Here is a 12,080-nt window from a genome sequence, read left to right as displayed (position 1 = left end):
GTTGAGGGCGCCGCCGAGGTCGGGGAGGTAGGCGTCGGGGTTGGCCTCGGCGAGCAGCCGGAAGGTGGTGGCGGCTTCTTGGGCCGGGGCGAGTGCTTCTTGGCGTCGTCCCACGTCGGAGAGTCGGTTGGCGAGGTTGTTGAGGGCGCTGGCGAGCTCGGGGAGGTAGGCGTCGGGGTTGGCCTCGGCGAGCGCGCGGTAGGTGGTGGCGGCTTCTTGGGCCGGGGCGAGTGCTTCTTGGCGTCGTCCCACGTCCGACAGTTGGACGGCGAGGTTGTTGAGGGCCATGGCGAGGTCGGGGAGGTGGGCGTCGGGGTTGGCTTGGGCGAGCGTGTGGTAGGTGGTGGCGGCTTCTTGGGCTGGGGTGAGTGCTTCTTGGCGTCGTCCCACGTCCGACAGTTGGACGGCGAGGTTGTTGAGGGTGCCGGCGAGGTTGGGGAGGTAGGCGTCGGGGTTGTCCTGGGCGAGTGCGCGGTAGGTGGTGGCGGCTTCTTGGGCTGGGGTGAGTGCTTCCTGACGTCGTCCCACGTCCGCCAGCCGGATGGCGAGGTTGTTGAGGGCCATGGCGAGCTTGGGGAGGTGGGCGTCGGGGTTGGCTTGGGCGAGTGTGCGGCGTAGTTGGACGGCTTCTTGGGCCGGGGCGAGTGCTTCCTGGCGTCGTCCCACGTCCGCCAGTTGGACGGCGAGGTTGTTGAGGGCGCCGGCGAGATCGGGGAGGTGGGCGTCGGGGTTGGCCTCGGCGAGCAGCCGGAGGGCGGTGATGCCCGGGCCGCCGGCCGCGACGGCGTGCTCGGTCAGGTGCCGCCGCAGGTAGACATTGGCCTGGCGGGGATTGGTGCCACCTGCCGTCTGGTCGAGGGTGAGATCGACGAAGGCCCGCACGATGGCGAGGGGGGCCGGGTCCGCGCCCGGGTGGGGCGCGGAGGAGCGCAGGTGGGTGACGAGTTCGCGGTGGTAGAGACGGTAGACGGCCTGCAACCCGTCGCTGTCCTCGACGATGTAGCGCCCGTAGTGCTGGAGCAGCCAGTCGATGTCGTCCGGCCCGTAGTCCGTCTCGCGGCCGCCGACCGCCCGGGCCGCCGCCTGCCAGACACCGCGGGCGGGCATGCCGTTGCCGGCCGCCCACGCCAGTGCCGTCAGCAGGTCGCCGGCGGTACCCGGACGGTCGTCGCCGGGAACGACATCGGCCAGGTCGAGGTCGAGGGCGCCCGTGATGCCGAGGGGGATCTGATCCTGCCAGGGCCGTCCGGGATCGCCGGCGAGGAAGCGGGCCAGGTGGGAGGCGACGATGCGGGCGAAGAGGAACCCGCCGCCCCCGGCCCCGGCCCGTGCCGCCAGCGCCGAGGCGATCTCGGCGGCGGTCTCCTCGGCGATGCCGTCGGACCGGAGCCGGTGGTGGACGTAGGCGGTGATGTCCGTCGCGGTGTCGTGCTCCTCGTCGAGGTCGAGGGTCACCACGGACGTGCCGACCATGCGGGTGAGGGCCGAATCGAGCGTCTCGCCCTGGTCCAGGTGGGGCTGGAACGGGCGGTCGCGCGAGGCCAGCAGCACGGCGCACAGCCGGCTGAGCGGGACGAGGAGCTGCTCGGCGATCGCCGTCGCCTGCCCCGGCGACGCCTCGTCCAGGCCGTCCAGGACCAGCACGTGCCGGCGCCCGTGGCCGCTCTCGGTGCGTTCGAGCTGGGCGATCAGGTCGGCCGGGGTCTTCGGCACGGGAAGGTCGAGCTGCCTGGCCAGGGCCTCGGCGAGCGTCTGGACGTCCATGCCGCGCAGGTGGACGGCGGCGTCGACGCTGCCCCGGCCGGGGTCGGGGTCGTCCTCCCCGAGGGGAGCGTGTGCCAGGAGCGCGGCGCGTTCGTCCGCGTCGGACAGGGCCGCGATGCGTCCGACGACGGCGGACTTGCCGACGCCCGCGCTGCCGGTCACCAGCAGCATCCCGGCGGTGTCGGTGGCGAGCCGGTCGGTGATCTGCCGCAGGGCCCGGCGTCGGCCGGTGAAGAACCAGCCCTCCTTGGCGGGACTGCTGCCCCGGGCGGCCAGCACGAGGTGTTCGACGAGGGCCTCGCGGGACTTCCGCTGCCATCGGGGGTTCCGGAACATTGGTTGGGGGTGGCCCACGGAGGCCCGCACCGGCTGCTGGCCGCCGTCCGGCCAGTCCTCCGCCAGGACCGCGAGGGCGAGCGTCTCCCCGGTGATTCCGGCGTTGCGCACGCTCCACTCGTGGCGGTAGACGCTGTCCTGCGGCCCGTTCCTCAGGAGTTCGAGCACGGTCTCCAGGAGCAGCCCGCGCGCGCCCTCGGCCCGTTCCTGCGCCTGGCAGGCGGCGAGGACGCCGAGCCAGGCGGTGCGCGGTTCGGGCAGGGTCCGGTCCTCCCATGCCGCGAGTGCGTGGTCGAGGGCGGGGACGGCGCCGGCGCCGGAGTGGCAGGTGTCGAGCAGGATCAGGATCTGGTCGGCGTGGCTGGTCAGGGCCTGGCTGGTGAGGCGTTCGGGGGAGTAGAACCGGTCCTGGTTGCCGAGGCCCCTGGGTGTGGCGTGGGTGATGAGCTGGAGGTCGCCGCGGTTGCCGGTCTCGGCGTGACCGGACCACGCGATCACCGCGGAGCCGCCGCCGCCACCCTCCGACCAGGTGTCCGACCACAGGTCCAGCCCGTCGATCAGGGCGCCCTGCGCGGGGTTGGGCACGATGGTCGCCCGAAAGCCGAACTCGGCCAGGCAGGCGGCGAGTTCACCGACCTGCCCGACCGCGCCCGGGATCGGACGGTAGGCCTGGTCGCGGTACTCGTCGAAGACGACCGCCAGGAAGGTGCCGCGCGTGTTCGGCGTCGGCGCGTCGGCGGTGCTCGGGTCGTCGGTGCCCGCGTCGTCGGTGCTCGGGTCGTCGGTCATGCGTCACCTTCGAGGAGGAGGGTCAGCGCGGTCACCGCCGTGTCGGCGCTGTCCTGCTTGGCGTGGACGGAGACGGCGTACACGCCCGGGCCGAGCCCGTCGAAGGCGCGCTCGTACCGGCCGCCACCGACGTTGCTCAGCAGGCGCTCCACGACGACGTCCCCGTTCTCGGCCCGGACGGTGGCCCGGACGGCGAGCGTGGCCGCCCCCGGCCGGCCGGTGCCGTCGGCCACCGCCTCGACGCGCAGCGGCTGCCCGGCGAGCCCGTACTCGGGGACGCGCACGCCCAGCGGGTGGGCGGGCAGCGAGCCGCGGTAGACGGCGGGGGCCGGGGCGAGCCAGTCGTAGAGGTTCTCGCGGACCCCGGCGTGGCCCTTGATCGCCCCGTGGTTGGCGAAGGAGGAGCGGGCGGCCGTGGGGTCGTCGGGGGCGACCTCGGCGGGGTACGCGGCGAACCTCGCCACCCGGCCGTCGCCGCCCTCGTCCTTGCCCTCGATGGTCTCGATCAGCCGCAGCCGCCCGTCGCCCGTCACGGCGGCCGTGGTGGGCGTGGGCTGGCGGACGCCGATCACGGGCAGGCAGAGCCGGTCCGACCCGCCCCGCCGGACCCGCCCGACGGCGGCGTCGCGGATGGCGCCGTGGAAGCGTCCGGCGTCCGCGAGCAGGCAGGGGTCGACGCCCTCCATCGCGGTGGCCAGTTCACGGGGGTAGCGCAGACCGTCGGGGGTCTCGACGCAGGCGTAGTCGGGGGTGAGCTGGTGGAGGGAGGGCAGGCTGCGGCTGAAGGCGGTCAGGTCGGCGGCCACCGGGCCCAGGCCGATCCGGTGCCCGTTGACCAGCGACTCCAGCGCGCCGATCGAACCCCGGTGCGGCGTGCCGAGGGTGATGAGCTGCCGGGTGACCTCCGCGCCGCCCAGGCACTCCACCCAGTAGCGGGCCACCAGCCCGCCCATCGAGTGGCAGATCAGCCGGACCTTCGCCTCGGCCCGGTGCGGGGCGGTGACCCGCCAGCGGCCGAGCGCCTCGTCGACGCGGACGGCCAGGAGGCGGGCGTTGTAGCGGCAGGAGAGCCGCCAGTCGTAGGCGAACTCGACGAGGTTCACCGGGACTTCGGGAGCGCCGGGCCGGTCCGGCGGGCCGCTTCGGCTGCCGGGCAGGGCGCGGCGCAGGGTGAAGGTGCGCTCCAGCCAGCCGATCAGGTCGCTGTAGCCGTCGACCACCGGGCGCACGCCCGGGACGGCGTGCAGGGAGGGGACGAGCCCGGTGGGGACGACGCCGTCGCCGGGGTGGTCGTCACCGAGGTCCGTCGGCAGGCGCAGGGCCCGGACGGAGCCGAGGAAGGTGGTGAGGCCCCGCCGCAGTGCCCCGGGGGAGGGGCCCCACACCTCCTTGCCGTCCACCGCCAGCCGGCTTCCGGTGATGCCGGGAATGACGACCACCAGGTCGTCGATCGGTTCCTGCCGCATTGCGCCCACCCTGGTCCGCCCCCCGCGCTCGGTCGATTCCCGGCCCTGCCTACCAGAACGGCGGGGCCGGCGTCCGGCTCATCGGCCAAATCGCCTCCCGCGGGGGGACTCCGACGGCGCTGCGGGCTTCTGCGGGACGCCGGTTGACGCCCGATCGGACTGTCGCGGGCCTCTTGCCCGGCAATTGTCAGTGGCCCGTGCCACACTCCCGGCATGGCTCCTGAACCGCTCGCCACCCTCACCTTCGCCGCCTGGCGCCGTCTCGACCGCGCCGCCGCCAGCCGTCTCGCCGCCCAGGTCGCGGGCAGCGTGGGCGGGCGTCTCGACCGCGTCGAGGAGGTCGAGCACCTGGGGGCGCCGCTGCACCGGGTCCTGGTCGAGCGCGGCGAGCGGATGTTCGCGCTGATACCGGGCGGGCGGGTCACCGTCGGGTTCGACGCGGCGAGTTGGCAGCCCTCCGCCGAACTCCTCGCCAGCTACCACGAGGAGAGCGTCAGCCAGGGGATCGGCGACGGGGATCTGCGGGGCCACCTCGCCCGTGTCCTCAGCCCGCGCCGGACCGTCACCGTGCCGACGCTGCTGATGGCCGTCGACGACGAGCCGCTGGAGGAGGAGCCCGCCGACATGCCGGCCGTCCTCGCCCGCGAGGGCCTGCGCCTGCCCACCCCCGACGAGTGGGAGCACGGCTGCGGCGCCGGTGCGCGGACCCTGTTCCGCTGGGGCGACGAGTGCCCGCTCGACCGCCTCCCGTACGGTGAAGGCCTCGGCCCGCAGGGCGGGCCGAACGCCTTCGGCCTGCGCATCGCGCACGACACCTACCGTTCGGAGATCACCAGTGAGCCCGGGGTGATCTACGGCGGCGACGGCGGCGAGTCGGTCTGCGGCGGCTACGGCACGGTCCTCGCCTGGCTGCCGCTCGCCACGGCCAACCGGCATCCGGACCTCGCCGCCATGGTCTTCGACGAGGACGGCGACTACTGCACCGACGACCTCTCCACCCGCCCCGTCCTCGCCCTCCGTTGAGGCTGAAGCTGAAGCTGATGTCGAGGCCGTAGGGCCGGGGTCTGCGGGGCCGGGGCTATTCCTCGTCGGCCCACTCCGGGATGCTCCACCGCAGCACCGTCCCGCCGTCCGCACCACGATCGAGGGTGACGGGGTACACCCGGCCCCAGTCCCGCTCACCGTGGTGCCGGACGGCGTGGTCGCCCTGGCACCAGCTGAAGCCGAGCACGGGGCAGCCGCCGACCTCGATCGCGCCGACGCCCAGCGGGCGCGTGCGGCCGGCGCGATGGAGGAGGTGGAAGTCGGTGTGCGGGTCGACGGAGGAGACCACGCCGCCCCGGTACGCCGCGACCTCGGTGGCGAGGGCCTTCGCCGTGCCGACGGGAAGGTCCAGCCAGCCGTAGGGTCCCTGCGGGTCCCCCTCGTACTGCGGGATCCGCACCCCGCCGAACCGCTGGTGCGCCTCCTCCAGATCGCGCCCCCAGTAGCTGACATCGGCGAGCCCGTCGGCCGGCTCGCCCTCCGGCCCGGTCCAGCCGTCCAGCCCGACCGCGTCCCCGAGCACCATCCCGCCCCGGTCCACGGGCAGGTCCCCGAGCAGCACCGGCGCCTCCCGCCCGGCGGGCCACGGCACCCCCAGGTCCACCTCCAGCACGGCGATCGCCGGCTCCTCGTCGAACGGCGACGGCGCCGTCCGGGCCCGCACCGTCAGCGCCCGCGTCCCGTCGACGTCGACGGCCACCGCCTCCGCCTCGTCGTCCACGAGGTGCCCGCCGCCGGCCCCCGCCGCCACCGCCTCCCGCGCCCGCTCGGACAACGGCTGCCCGACCTCCGGCCAGAGGTCCAGCCAGGTCGCCATGCCGAACACCAGGACCCCGGAGGGCGCGGTGACGGTCCCGAGGTGCGTGAAGCTGTCGTTCATGCGTCCGATTCTGCCCTGCCCGACCGGCCCGACCTGCCGCTAGGCACTCGCGCGTGTCCGTCCCGGCGGTGATCCGGCCGGTCCGGCCCCGGTGAATTCCCCCGGGCGACTTCTGTCTGCACGGTTGACCATTTGAAGTGGTCATGGCACTTTCGTGCGGCGCGGGCGTCCGCAACCGGTCGTACGCCCCGCATCCCCCACAAGGAGAGCCATGTTCAAGAGACTTGCCGCCGCGTCCGCCGCGAGCGCTGTCATTGCCGGGGTCCTGACCTCCGTGGCAGTCGCGCCCGCGCAGGCGGTGCAGGCCGGTGACCTGACGTCCACCATCGCGCTGAGCAACTGCTCCGCCTCGCTGGTGCGTTACCCCTCCTCGGTCGACGCCGACCGGGCCCTCATGCTCACCAACGGCCACTGCCTGCCGACCATGCCGTCCGCCGGCCAGGTCATCCAGAACCAGACCGCCAGCCGCAGCGGCACCCTGCTCAACGCTTCGGGCGGCTCCCTCGGCACCGTGACGGCCGACAAGATCCTCTACGCCACGATGACCGGCACGGACGTCGCGCTCTACCAGCTCACCGACACCTTCGGGTCGATCACCTCCAAGTTCGGCGCGACGGCGCTGACCATCAGCGACACGCACCCGGTCGACGGTTCGGCGATGTTCATACCGTCCTCGTACTGGAAGCAGACCTGGAACTGCTCCATCAACGGCTTCGTCGGCACCCTGCGCGAGGACGCGTGGACCTGGCGCGACTCCCTCCGCTACAGCGCCGGCTGCAACACCACCCACGGCACCTCGGGCTCGCCGATCGTCGACGCCGCGACGAAGAAGGTCGTCGGCATCAACAACACCGGCAACGACGACGGCCAGATGTGCACGCTCAACAACCCGTGCGAGGTGGCGGCCGACGGCACCACCACCGCGCACCAGGGGCAGAGCTACGGCCAGGAGACCTACTGGTTCACCACCTGCCTGGGCAACGGGCGCGTGATCGACCTCAACGTCAGCGGGTGCCTGCTGACGAAGCCCGCGGGCAGCGGCTCCGTCTCGGTCGTGAACCCGGGCGGCCAGTCGACGGTGGTGGGCGGCTCGGCGAACCTCCAGATCCAGGCGAGCGGCGGCTCGACGCCGTACACCTACTCGGCGACCGGCCTGCCGGCCGGGCTGTCGATCAACCCCTCCACCGGCGCCATCAGCGGCACCGCGACCACGGCGGGCACGTACAACGTGACCGTCACGGTCAAGGACGCCGCGGCGAAGACGGGCAGCACGAGCTTCACCTGGACGGTCACCGGTGGCGGTGGCGGCACCTGCACCCCGGCGCAGCTGCTCGGCAACGCGGGCTTCGAGACGGGCGCGGCGGCGCCGTGGACGCAGTCGAGCGGTGTGGTCGACAACTCGTCCTCGCAGGCGGCGCACGGCGGTTCGTGGAAGGCCTGGCTGAACGGCTACGGCTCGACCCACACCGACACGCTGTCCCAGACGGTCTCCGTCCCGGCCGGCTGCAAGGCGACGCTGAGCTTCTACCTGCACATCGACACCGGTGAGTCCGGCACCACCGCGTACGACAAGCTGACGGTCCAGGTCAACGGCACCACGCTGAAGACCTACTCCAACGCCGACGCGGCCGCCGGCTACCAGCTGCGGACCTTCGACCTCTCGGCCTACGCGGGCCAGTCGGTGACCCTCAAGTTCACCGGCACCGAGGACGCCTCGCTGCAGACCAGCTTCGTCATCGACGACACCTCGATCACGACCGGCTGAGGGATCGGCTGATCGCCCGTCGGCCGCCCGGCCCCGCGCCGGGCGGCCGACGGGCGTCCGCGTGCGCGCAGGACGCCGGACCGCCTCCGTGCGCTGCGTGCCACAAGACCGCCGGGTGATCGCGTTATAAGAGCATGGAGCAGATAGTGGCGGCCGGGCCGGGAGAATCACCGCCCGACTTTCCGGCCTTCGTGGCGTCGCGGGGGCGTCCGTTGCTGCGGACGGCGTTCCTCCTGACCGGGGGCGACGCGCACCTCGCCGAGGACCTCGTCCAGGAGGCACTCGGCCGGGTCTTCGTGAAGTGGCGGCGGATCTCGCGGACGGCGAACCCGAGCGGCTACGCGCAGACCGTCCTGGTGAACACCTTCCTCTCGTACCGGCGCCGGCGCAGCAGCAGCGAGCGGGTCACGGACGTCCTGCCGGACATCGCCGTCATCGACCCCGATCCCGCGTTGCGGCTCACCCTGTTGCGGGCGCTCGCGGAGCTGCCGCCGCAGGACCGCGCGGTGCTGGTGCTGCGCTTCTGGGAGGACCGGAGTGTGGAGGAGACGGCGGCGGCGCTGCGGCTGAGCAGCACCGCCGTGCGCTCGCGCAGCAGCCGGGCGCTGGCGCGGATGCGGGGCGCTCTGGCGGCGGAGTCGGCCGGGGAGATGGGGAAGGCGGGGTTGGGTCGTGCCGGTTGAGGAGGAGTTCGAGGCGGAGTTCGCCCGTGCGCTGCGCGGGGCGGCGGCGCTCGCGCCGGACGACGCGCTGTTCGGCCTGGCCACCGGCGCCGAGCGGCGCGGTCGGCGCCGGCGCGGTCGGCGACGGGCCGCGGTGGCCGGCGCCGTGGCGGCGGTGGTGCTGGTGGCCGGAGGGGTGGGCCTGCTCGCCGGGGGTGCGGGGCCGGGACCGGCCGGGCCGGCCGCCGAGCCGGTGCGGCCGATGACCGCGGACGAGGTGGTGCAGCTGGTGACCGGTCTGCTGCCGCCGGGGTCGGTGCGGTCCACGTTCACGGAGGAGCCCGGCGACCCGAACACGTCGCGGGGGGCGCACCAGCACTTCGGCGTGGTGGAGTTCGACGACGGCAAGGGGACGAGCGTGATCACCTACGGGGCGGAGCGCGGTACGCAGCGCCCCGACGAGGCGGCGCTCTGCTCGGATCCGTTCACCACACCGCAGGACTCCTGCGAGCGCACCGAGCGCCCGGACGGCTCGGTCGTGGTGGTCGACAAGCGGCGGGACGCCAACGTGCCCGACCAGCGCCAGTGGCAGGCGACGTGGGCCGCGCCCGACGGCACCGTGGTCCGGATCACCGAGTACAACGGGCGGCCGGCCTCCCCGAACCGGGCGGAACCCCCGCTGGACGCCGAGCAGTTGGCGACGATCGTGACGGCACCGGCCTGGGCGCGGGTGGTCGCCGCACTCCCGGCGAACCCCAAGGCGCCCAAGGTGCCGAGGACGCCGCCGGCCGCCGCCCCGACGACGACACCGCCGGCCGCCGAACTGCTCGCGACGCTCACCGGGCTGCTCCCGCCGGGCACGACCGCCGCCGGGGCCGACGAGCAGCACGCCACGCTCACGGTCACGGCCGGGGAGCGGAGCAGCAAGGTCTCGGTCCTGGTCGAACCGGCCGGGGCGAAGGGGCGTCAGGACAGGAAGGGCACCGAGGAGGGCCTGCCGACGCCTCTGGAGGTGCGGGAGAAGCTGCCCGACGGCACGCTCGTCGTGACCAACCGGTTCGGCAACGGCAAGACCGCCGTCGACCCGCTGCTGCACTGGACGGCGCAGGTGTACTACCCGGACGGCCGGAGCGTGAAGCTCTACGAGTGGAACGGCGAGAACGGCTACGACTTCCGGCCCGGCGAGCCCGCCCTCTCGGTGGACCAGCTCAAGGCCGTCGTCCTGGCACCGGACTGGAGGAAGTGACCACCCCCCTCGCCCCGGCGGCCGAGAAGGTCCCAGCCCTGGGCGGCTTCGGAGTTGGCGAACCGGAGATCGCACTCGTCCTCGACCGGAGGCGGTGCCGCGCGATCGCCCCGTTTCGGGCTCACTCGGGTGTTCCGGGGCGGGGTACGGGCCCGAGGTCGCCCTCGGGCTCGCGGGGCAGCGCGGGGTCCGCGTGGACCAGTGGGCGGTTCAGCGGGGGATGCGGTGGCGCCATTCGCGGGTGAAGACGACGTTGCCGGCCTCCTCCGCCCGTAGCTGGGTGTGGGCGAGGAGGTGGGTGGGGTCGCAGCGGATCTCGGTGCGGGTGTGGACGGTGGTGTCCCAGCCGGCGGCGGGGCGTTCGAGGCGGACGGTGCGGTCGGTGCGGGCGCGGGCGCTGAGGGGGGTGGCGGTGAGGACGCGGTAGGCGGTGACGGTCTGTTCGGCGCGGACCAGGCCGTCGGGGTGGGTGCGGGTGCCGTCGGTGGCGGGGGAGAGTTCGGTGCGCCATTCGCGGCGGCCGATGTCGTGGACGGTGACGCGCTCGGGGTGGGCGGTGAGCGGTTCGGTGAGCTGGAGCGGGGGCGGGAGGGGCAGGGTGGGGGAGCGGAAGGTGAGGTCGCCGGTGTCGGGGGCGGGGCGGCGGACGGGGAGGGTGAGGGTGGAGCGGGAGGGGTCGAGGGCGAAGCCGGCCGGTTCGGGGCCGGGCCAGATCCACGGCCAGTAGGTGGAGGAGAGGGCGAGCCGCAGGCGGTGGCCGGTCGGGACGGCGGCGCCGGTCGGGGCGAACTCCACGGTGGCGTCGAAGGGTCCGCCCGGTGCGGTCAGGGCGCGGACGCCGCGGGCGAGCAGGGTGGAGGTGCCGTCGGGGGCGACGGCGCAGAGGCGGGCGGCGACCAGGGCCGGACCGGCGGCCGCGTTCAGGTGCAGGGTCAGCGTCGGGGTGCCGAGCGGGTCCAGGGGTTCGGGCAGCGGCCTGGAGTCGAAGCAGACCGAGCGGCCGTCCTCCTCGCGCTGGTCGGGCGGCTGGTCGGCGGGGCGGCCGAGCGGGACGGGGGCGCCGGCGTCGAGACCGGTGTGCTGCGGTGAGCGGACGTGCACCCAGCGGTCCTCGGAGGCGGTGCCGGCGGTGCGCAGCGGGCCGTCGAGGCCGTAGTGGACCTCGCGGATCGCGGGGGAGGGCCAGGGGTCGTCGCCGCACCAGTGGTCGGTGCGCCAGCTGCGCAGGGCGGGGGCGGCGAGGGCGCCGGCGTCGATGTCGCGCAGCCAGTGGTCGTACCAGCGCAGCGCCTCGGGGAGGATCTCGTCGGGCAGGCCGTGCGGCCAGGGGCCGAGGACGGCGCGGACGGCGGGCCCGGCGGCGGGGCCGGATCCGGCGGCGGCGAGGGCGAGGACGGTGCCGGCCGATGGGTCCGACCAGCCGGCGACGGCCAGGGTGGGGACGGCGGCGGCCGGTGCGGGGGCGGGGTCGGCGGCGAGCCAGTCGGCGAGCGGGGGTTCGAGGGCGTCGAGCCGGGCCAGCCACATCGCCCGCCAGTCGTCGCCGACGTACCGGGGGTCCGGCGGGCGGGCCGCGTCGGCGAGCCGGTCGGTGGCGCGGGTGTGGCCGTCGGCGGCGAGGACGGCGCCGCCGAGGCGGTGCGGGCCGTCGGGGCAGACGACCACCGCCGCGTGGACGGCGTCCGGCGCGAGGGCGGCCACGTGCAGGGCGGTCTCCCCGGCGGCGCCGGTGCCGAGCAGGCCGACCCGGCCGCTGCACCAGGGCCGGGCGGCGAGCCACCGGACGACCTCGGCACCGTCGGCGGCCAGGCCGCCGGGGGCGCCGGGACCGCCGGGGGCGGAGGAGCCGGAGGAGAGGGACGGGACGCCGCCGGAGTTGCCGTGGCCGCGGGCGTCGACCCGGACGGCGGCATGGCCGTGGCCGGCGATCCAGGGATGGCGGCGGGCGTCGTCGGTGGCGGTCCAGTCGGTGAGGCGGTCGGTGGAGTACTCCAGCACGACGGGGACGGGCTCGTCGGTCACCGGGCGCCACAGGCGGGCGCGCAGCTCGGTGCCGTCGGGGAGGGGGACGCGCAGGTCCTCGCGGGTGGTGCGGTAGGGGTACGAGGGCATGGCCGCTCCATCGGGT

At 74.7% G+C, this 12,080-nt stretch carries 7 protein-coding genes and 2 pseudogenes; 5 read left to right on the top strand and 4 right to left on the bottom strand.

The annotated features are described in order from the left end of the window. Together ACFXAM_RS15165 and ACFXAM_RS15160 are read right to left on the bottom strand one after the other, a co-directional pair. The coding region (locus ACFXAM_RS15165) for a tetratricopeptide repeat protein (protein ID WP_380291209.1) at positions 1-2,889 on the bottom strand (2,889 nt) is incomplete at its 3' end. Further along, the gene (locus ACFXAM_RS15160; RefSeq protein ID WP_380291207.1) at positions 2,886-4,355 is read right to left on the bottom strand and encodes an esterase/lipase family protein; all 1,470 of its coding nucleotides are present in this window, start codon (positions 4,353-4,355) and stop codon (positions 2,886-2,888) included. The genes ACFXAM_RS15160 and ACFXAM_RS15165, both read right to left, overlap by 4 nt. A 213-nt stretch (positions 4,356-4,568) precedes the next feature. On the opposite strand from ACFXAM_RS15160, the gene ACFXAM_RS15155 reads away from it, so the two are divergent. Then, positions 4,569-5,378, top strand: a complete 810-nt coding sequence (locus ACFXAM_RS15155) for a hypothetical protein (RefSeq protein ID WP_380291205.1) — start codon at positions 4,569-4,571, stop codon at positions 5,376-5,378. Positions 5,379-5,433: 55 nt separating this feature from the next. Here ACFXAM_RS15155 and ACFXAM_RS15150 read toward each other — a convergent pair whose 3' ends face one another. Further along, the gene (locus tag ACFXAM_RS15150; protein ID WP_380291203.1) at positions 5,434-6,279 is read right to left on the bottom strand and encodes a hypothetical protein; all 846 of its coding nucleotides are present in this window, start codon (positions 6,277-6,279) and stop codon (positions 5,434-5,436) included. Between the two features lie 211 nt (positions 6,280-6,490). Here ACFXAM_RS15150 and ACFXAM_RS15145 point away from each other — a divergent pair. From ACFXAM_RS15145 to ACFXAM_RS15130, 4 genes and pseudogenes are all read left to right on the top strand, one after another. After that, positions 6,491-7,111 (top strand): annotated as a pseudogene (locus tag ACFXAM_RS15145) (serine protease); the annotation flags it as partial. 210 nt (positions 7,112-7,321) lie between these two features. Next, a pseudogene (locus ACFXAM_RS15140) lies at positions 7,322-8,044 on the top strand (putative Ig domain-containing protein); the annotation flags it as partial. A 134-nt stretch (positions 8,045-8,178) separates the two neighbouring features. After that, on the top strand, positions 8,179-8,727 hold the full coding sequence (locus ACFXAM_RS15135; protein ID WP_380291201.1) for a SigE family RNA polymerase sigma factor: 549 nt from the start codon (positions 8,179-8,181) through the stop codon (positions 8,725-8,727). Then, on the top strand, positions 8,717-9,952 hold the full coding sequence (locus tag ACFXAM_RS15130; protein ID WP_380291199.1) for a hypothetical protein: 1,236 nt from the start codon (positions 8,717-8,719) through the stop codon (positions 9,950-9,952). The genes ACFXAM_RS15135 and ACFXAM_RS15130 overlap by 11 nt, the downstream gene beginning before the upstream one ends. 210 nt (positions 9,953-10,162) lie before the next feature. Here the strand turns inward: ACFXAM_RS15130 and ACFXAM_RS15125 are convergent, their stop codons facing one another. After that, on the bottom strand, positions 10,163-12,064 hold the full coding sequence (locus ACFXAM_RS15125) for a CocE/NonD family hydrolase (protein WP_380291197.1): 1,902 nt from the start codon (positions 12,062-12,064) through the stop codon (positions 10,163-10,165). Positions 12,065-12,080: the final 16 nt, after the last annotated feature.

Source organism: Kitasatospora sp. NPDC059462 (genome assembly GCF_042749955.1).
GTDB lineage: Bacteria > Actinomycetota > Actinomycetes > Streptomycetales > Streptomycetaceae > Kitasatospora.
Note: the sequence above shows the minus strand (reverse complement) of the source record. Positions and strands in the feature narration are given on the sequence as shown.

Coding starts and splice junctions, on each gene's coding strand:
- ACFXAM_RS15150 (WP_380291203.1), bottom strand. CDS start 6,279: ATGAACGACAGCTTCACGCACCTCGGGACCGTCACCGCGCCCTCCGGG.
- ACFXAM_RS15135 (WP_380291201.1), top strand. CDS start 8,179: ATGGAGCAGATAGTGGCGGCCGGGCCGGGAGAATCACCGCCCGACTTT.
- ACFXAM_RS15160 (WP_380291207.1), bottom strand. CDS start 4,355: ATGCGGCAGGAACCGATCGACGACCTGGTGGTCGTCATTCCCGGCATC.
- ACFXAM_RS15125 (WP_380291197.1), bottom strand. CDS start 12,064: ATGCCCTCGTACCCCTACCGCACCACCCGCGAGGACCTGCGCGTCCCC.
- ACFXAM_RS15155 (WP_380291205.1), top strand. CDS start 4,569: ATGGCTCCTGAACCGCTCGCCACCCTCACCTTCGCCGCCTGGCGCCGT.